Below are 5,786 nucleotides of genomic sequence, written 5' to 3'. Positions count from 1 at the left end.
ATGAGCAAGCAATTCGCCTCGCACGCCGACCTGGACGACAAGGTCGTCTCGTTCGAAAAACTGTCCGACAACGCCTATGCCTACACGGCCGAAGGCGACCCCAACACGGGCGTGATCATCGGCGACGAGGCCGTCATGGTGGTCGATACCCAAGCTACCCCGGTCATGGCGCAAGACGTGATCCGCCGCATCCGCGAAGTCACGGACAAGCCCATCAAGTACATCCTGCTGTCGCACTACCACGCCGTGCGCGTGTTCGGCGCGTCGGCCTACGACGCCCAGGAAATCCTGGCCAGCCGCGACACCTACGACCTGATCGCCGAGCGCGGCGAGCAGGACAAGGCCAGCGAAATCGGCCGCTTCCCCCGCCTGTTCCGCAACGCCGAATCGATTCCGCCGGGCCTGGTCTGGCCGACGATGACGTTCAAGGGCGAGATGACCGTCAACCTGGGCAACCTCGAAGTCAAGCTGCTGCAGGTGGGCCGCGGCCACACCAAGGGCGACACCATCGCCTGGCTGCCCGAGCAGAAGATCCTGTTCGCCGGCGACCTGGTGGAATACCAGTCCACCCCCTATTGCGGCGACGCCTACTTCCGCGACTGGCCCAGCACGCTGGACGCGCTGTCGACCTTTGAAGCCGAAAAGATGGTCCCGGGCCGCGGCCCGGCGCTGAAGAGCGCCACCGAGGTCCGCCAGGGCCTGGCCGGCACGCGCGCCTTCCTGACCGACCTGTACGGCGCAGTGAACCGCGGCGTAGCCGAAGGCAAGGACCTGAAGACCATCTACCGCGAGGTCTACGACTTCATGAAGCCGCGCTACAGCGACTGGGTGATCTTCGACCACTGCATGCCGTTCGACGTGTCGCGCGCCTATGACGAGGCCACCGGCCACACCCACCCGCGCATCTGGACCGACAAGCGCGACCTGGAGATGTGGGCGCAGCTGGAAGGCTGATCCCGAGGGGCCGCCGGCGGCGGCCCTTCCCCGCTGCAACCGGAATCGCGCGCCGCAAGGCAGCGCGCGGCTTCGTGACATAAAAACAATATGACCCACACAGGAGACAACCGTGGGAGACATCGACTTTCAGGCGATGGAATTCGCCTATGAAAAGCACGCCGACCAGGCCGCCAGCGAGCTTGCGCGCCATCAGGTCGTGGTGGTGGGAGCCGGCCCGGTCGGCCTGACCACCGCGCTCGATCTTGCCCGCCAGGGCGTGCGCGTAGTGGTGCTGGACGACGACTTCCGCCTGTCCACCGGCTCCCGCGCCATCTGTTTTTCCAAGCGCACGCTGGAAATCTGGGACCGCCTGGGCGTGGGCCAGCGCATGATAGACAAGGGCGTCTCATGGAATGTGGGCAAGGTCTTCTTCCGCGAGCAGGAAGTGTGGCGTTTCGACCTCCTGCCTGAGCCCGGCCATCGCCGCCCGGCCTTCATCAACCTGCAGCAGTACTACGCCGAAGGCTATCTGTACGAACAGGCGCGCCAGGAACCCAATATCGATCTGCGCTGGAAGAACAAGGTCGCCGGCGTGGAGCAGCGCGATGACGGCGTGGTCCTGAACGTGGAGACCCCCGACGGCGCATACACGCTGCACGCCGACTGGCTCATCGCCTGCGACGGCGCGCGTTCGCCGGTGCGCAAGCTGATCGGCCAGGAAAGCCATGGCCGCATCTTCCGCGACCGCTTCCTGATCGCCGACGTCAAGATGCAGGCGGACTTCCCCACCGAGCGCTGGTTCTGGTTCGACCCGCCCTTCCATCCCAACCAATCCGTGCTGCTGCACCGCCAGCCCGACAACGTCTGGCGCATCGACTTCCAGCTGGGCTGGAACGCCGACCCGGTCGAAGCCGTCAAGCCCGAGAACGTGCTGCCGCGCATCCGCGCCCTGCTCGGCCCCGACGCGCGCTTCGAACTGGAATGGGTCAGCGTCTATACCTTCGCCTGCGAACGCATGGACAAGTTCCGCCATGGCCGCGTGGTCTTCGCGGGCGACTCCGCGCACCGCGTGTCGCCGTTCGGCGCCCGCGGCGCCAACAGCGGCGTGCAGGACGCGGAGAACCTGGCCTGGAAACTGAAGCTGGTGCTGGCCGGCCAGGCGCCCGAGGCGCTCATCGACAGCTACGCCATCGAACGCGAATACGCCGCCGACGAGAACATCCTGAATTCGTCGCGCGCCACCGACTTCATCACGCCCAAGAGCGACATCAGCCGCAGCTTCCGCAACGCGGTGCTGAACCTGGCCAAGACCCATCCCTTCGCGCGCTCGCTGGTCAACAGCGGCCGCCTGTCGCTGCCCGCCACTTACGCCGGCTCGCCCCTGAACACCCCGGACGTCGACGCCTTCGCCGGCCGCATGGTGCCTGGCGCGGTGGCGCTGGATGCGCCGGTGGACGCTCAAGGCGCGCAGGACTGGTGGCTGGCCCAACTGAATGGCGCATTCGTGCTGGCCCTGTTCTGCGGTGACGCCCTGCCCGACCGCGACACGCTGCTCGCCTTGCAAGCCCTGCGCATGGCGCCCGTGCCGGTCAAGGCCGTGCTGGTCGCCAGCCCGCAATGCGACCTCTCCGCGCTACCCGAGGAATTGGCGGTCGTGGCGGACCGCGAGGGCTGCCTGGGCAAGCGCTATGACGCGCAGGCCGGCACCGCCTACCTGATCCGTCCCGACCAGCACGTCTGCGGCCGCTGGCGCGCATTCAACGCCACCGCCGTCGCTGCCGCAGTCGGCCGCGCCACGGGCCGCGCCTGAACTTCGAGATCTCTCCATCATGCTGATTACCGAAACCAACCTGGGTTCGCCTGACGACTTCTACGAAGCGCTGATCGAGACCCATCGCGACCTCACCAACGAACAAAGCCAGGAACTCAACGCAGCGCTGATCCTGCTGCTGGCCAACCACCTGGGCGACATGGACGTGCTGCGCGAGGCCTTGCGCCAGGCGCGCGCGTCCGTGGCGCCGTAAATCCGTTCACGCCCCCACCGCGAACGTATTCACGATCAGCGCGCGCAACCACTGGTTGCCGCTGTCCCGATCCACCCGGCGCTGCCAGTACATGTTCGTCTGCAGCGCCGGCACCCTTATCGGCGGCGTCATGAAACGCAGGCCGAACGGCGGCGCGGCGCTGGCGGCGAGTTTCTCGGGCACGGTCGCCAGCAGGTCGGTCGCGCTGACGATGTACGGCACGGCCGAAAAATGCGGCACGCTGAAGTGCTCCGCCAGGTCCACCCCGGCGCGCTCCATGGACTGATTCACCTGCCCGTAGGGCGCCGCGCGCGACACGATAAGGTGGCGCTCGGCCCGGAAAGCCTTGAGGCTCATGCCGGCGTGCGCGGTTGGATGCGCCTGCCGGAAGAGGGTCGCATAGCCCTGGCGGAACAGCATGCGCTGCAGCGTGCCCGCCCCCATTTCATCGAACGCGCCGATCGCCAGATCCACGCGTCCCGCCTCCATTTCCCGCGGCAGATCCGGTCCCTGCACCCGCACGGAATCGATGCGCACCAGCGGCGCCACCTGCACGCAGACCTCCATCAGGCGGGGCATGAAGTGAATTTCGCCCACGTCCGTCATCGCCACCCGGAAGCGCCGCGTGCTGGTGGCGGCGTCGAAGGCGTCCTGGTCTTTCAGGGCCTGCGACAACATGGTCAGCGCTTCGCTGACCGGGCCCGCCAGGCGCTGCGCGCGCGGCGTGGGCAGCATGCCCTGCGCCGTGCGCACAAACAGGTCGTCGCCGAACGCTTCCCGCAGGCGCCGCAGGGCATTGCTGACGGCGGGTTGCGACAGGTCCATGCGCCGTGCCACGGCAGACAGATTGCGGTCCTCCAGCAGATGCTGGAACAGCAGCAGCAGATTCAGATCGACGTCGCGCAACTCGGCCATGCGCCCCCTACTATTCACAAAATTTATAGTCTCTATTTTTGCATTCCCATAGCCGTAGCGGGGATTTTTTCCGACAATGGCGTATCGGTCCCCGGAAACCTTCCGGACAGGCCACCCGCACCAGGCCGCGTGGCCAAGCACCGCGCCGCCGCTCAGGAGGATTCCATGGAACTGCAATACCAGACCGGCTTCGGCAACAATTGCGCCACCGAAGCCCTGCCCGGCGCGCTGCCGCTGGGCCGCAACTCGCCGCAGCAATGCCCCTATGGCCTGTACGCCGAGCAATTGTCCGGCACCGCCTTCACCGCGCCGCGCAGCGAAAACCGCCGCTCCTGGCTGTACCGCATCCGCCCGGGCGCGCAGCACAAGCCGTTCGAAGCCTTTGACGGCGCCGCCGGCTGGCAAAGCGCCTTCGGCCAAGGCCCCGTCACGCCCAACCAGTTGCGCTGGAGCCCGCTGCCCATCCCCACCGCCGCCACCGACTTCCTGGAAGGCGTGAAGACCTGGGGCGGCAACGGCAGCCCCGACGAACTGGGCGGCGTGGCCATACACATGTATGCCGCCAACCGCTCGATGCAAGGCCGCTACTTCTACAACGCGGACGGCGAGCTGCTGCTGGTGCCCCAGGAAGGCCGCCTGCGCCTGGCCACTGAACTGGGCCTGATCGACCTGGAGCCGCTGGAAATCGCCGTCATCCCGCGCGGCGTGCGCTTCCGCGTGGAACTGCTGGACGGCAGCGCACGCGGCTACATGCTGGAAAACTTCGGCGCCGCCATGCGCCTGCCCGAGCTGGGTCCCATCGGCTCGAACTGCCTGGCCAACGCCCGCGACTTCAAGACCCCGGTAGCCTGGTATGAAGACATCGAAGGCGACTTCGAATTGATCGCCAAGTTCACGGGCGGCTTCTGGCGCGCGTCCATCGGCCATTCGCCGCTGAACGTCGTCGCCTGGCACGGCACGCACGCGCCGTACAAGTACGACCTGCGCAACTTCAACACCGTCGGCTCCATCAGCTACGACCATCCGGACCCCTCGATCTTCACGGTCCTGACCGCGCCGTCCGACACCCCGGGAACGGCCAACATGGACTTCGCGATCTTCCCGCCGCGCATCCTGGCCATGGAAAACACTTTCCGTCCGCCCTGGTTCCACCGCAACATCGCCAGCGAATTCATGGGCCTGATCCAGGGCGTCTACGACGCCAAGGCCGACGGCTTCGCGCCCGGCGGCGCCAGCCTGCACAACTGCATGAGCGGCCACGGCCCCGACGCCGAGACCTTCGAAAAGGCCTCCCACGCCGACACCAGCACTGCCCACTACATCCGCGACACGATGGCGTTCATGTTCGAGACGCGCCGTGTCATCCGCCCCACGGACCAGGCGCTGGCCTCGGTAGAATTGCAGGGCGACTACTACCGGTGCTGGCAGGGCATCGCCAAGCATTTCGACCCCAGCAAGGCGTGACGCGCAGCCCCCCTGCATTCCACGCCCGCGGCGATGAGCGCAAGCTCATCGCCGTTTGGCATTTGAATTTTCCGGCGCCTGGCGCCCGGCCAACGCATAACCACACTGAAAGAGACACGCAGCCATGACCACCACCATCAACGAAACCCACGACCCGTCCCTGAAGAGCTGGATCGCCAGCGCCAACACAGGCGAGTCGGATTTCCCGGTGCAGAACCTGCCCTACGCGTCCTTCCGCCGCAAGGGCACGACCGAATCGTTCCGCCCCGGCGTGGCCATCGGCGACCAGATCCTGGACCTGGCCGCGCTGGCCGCCAAGCAGCCCTTCGAAGGCCTGGCCGCCGAAGCCCTCGCCGCCTGCTCCACGGACAGCCTGAACGCCCTGATGGCCCTGGGCCAGGCCCACTGGAGCGCGCTGCGCCTGGCCCTGTCGCGCGCGCTGCGCGA

General features: G+C 67.0%; 5 protein-coding genes and 1 pseudogene. 5 read left to right on the top strand and 1 reads right to left on the bottom strand.

The window, feature by feature from the left end; genetic code table 11:
* The 3 genes from VIR09_RS08700 to VIR09_RS08690 form a co-directional block, all read left to right on the top strand.
* Positions 1-954, top strand: a 954-nt coding sequence (locus VIR09_RS08700; protein ID WP_332012501.1) for an MBL fold metallo-hydrolase, incomplete at its 5' end; no start/stop codon positions are given.
* A gap of 112 nt (positions 955-1,066) precedes the next feature.
* Positions 1,067-2,746, top strand: a complete 1,680-nt coding sequence (locus VIR09_RS08695) for an FAD-dependent oxidoreductase (RefSeq protein WP_332012500.1) — start codon at positions 1,067-1,069, stop codon at positions 2,744-2,746.
* A gap of 19 nt (positions 2,747-2,765) precedes the next feature.
* A complete protein-coding gene (locus VIR09_RS08690; protein WP_414639406.1) occupies positions 2,766-2,960 on the top strand; it encodes a DUF2783 domain-containing protein in 195 nt (64 codons plus the stop codon).
* A gap of 6 nt (positions 2,961-2,966) precedes the next feature.
* Here the strand turns inward: VIR09_RS08690 and VIR09_RS08685 are convergent, their stop codons facing one another.
* Positions 2,967-3,875: a LysR family transcriptional regulator gene (locus VIR09_RS08685; protein ID WP_332012499.1), complete on the bottom strand. Its 909-nt coding sequence runs from the start codon at positions 3,873-3,875 to the stop codon at positions 2,967-2,969.
* A gap of 165 nt (positions 3,876-4,040) precedes the next feature.
* Here VIR09_RS08685 and hmgA point away from each other — a divergent pair, with 165 nt between their 5' ends.
* Together hmgA and VIR09_RS08675 are read left to right on the top strand one after the other, a co-directional pair.
* A complete protein-coding gene (gene hmgA / locus VIR09_RS08680; RefSeq protein WP_332012498.1) occupies positions 4,041-5,339 on the top strand; it encodes a homogentisate 1,2-dioxygenase in 1,299 nt (432 codons plus the stop codon).
* Positions 5,340-5,463: 124 nt separating this feature from the next.
* Positions 5,464-5,786: pseudogene (locus tag VIR09_RS08675) on the top strand (fumarylacetoacetase); the annotation flags it as partial.

The organism is Achromobacter sp. (assembly GCF_036567245.1).
Lineage (GTDB): Bacteria > Pseudomonadota > Gammaproteobacteria > Burkholderiales > Burkholderiaceae_B > Achromobacter.
This window is presented reverse-complemented; position numbering and strand designations above follow the sequence as displayed.

Bases quoted from the DNA above. Each gene is read 5' to 3' on its own strand.
- VIR09_RS08690 (WP_414639406.1), top strand. From the start codon at position 2,766: ATGCTGATTACCGAAACCAACCTGGGTTCGCCTGACGACTTCTACGAA.
- VIR09_RS08685 (WP_332012499.1), bottom strand. From the start codon at position 3,875: ATGGCCGAGTTGCGCGACGTCGATCTGAATCTGCTGCTGCTGTTCCAG.
- hmgA (WP_332012498.1), top strand. From the start codon at position 4,041: ATGGAACTGCAATACCAGACCGGCTTCGGCAACAATTGCGCCACCGAA.